This is a genomic window from Cellulomonas sp. GbtcB1 (assembly GCF_019091725.1).
Classification (GTDB): Bacteria; Actinomycetota; Actinomycetes; order Actinomycetales; family Cellulomonadaceae; genus Cellulomonas.
Window position 1 is genome coordinate 1 of the sequence record NZ_JAGXJG010000669.1, and the last position, 231, is coordinate 231.

Here is a 231-nt window from a genome sequence, read left to right on the forward strand (position 1 = left end):
GGCGACGCTGGCGCTTGGCCTCCAGCCGGGTCGACCCGCGCAGCGCGGTGACCCCGTCCCCGCCGCGCGCCGACGACCGGCGCGCCGACGGCTGCTGCACACCCGCGTCGTCCCCGCCGCCGCGGCCCGACCGACGGCGGCGCCGACGACGCCGGCTGCTGCCGCCCTGCTCGTCGCCCTCTCCCTGCTCGTCGGCCTCGTCCTCGCGGTCCTCGGCGTCCTCGGCCTGCT

Annotated in this window: 1 protein-coding gene; it reads right to left on the reverse strand. The window is 81.0% G+C overall.

Annotation, left to right across the window (positions count from 1 at the left end; translation table 11 throughout):
• Positions 1–231 (reverse strand): hypothetical protein (locus KVT14_RS21735; protein WP_217617427.1); only part of this gene is annotated, 231 nt, incomplete at both ends.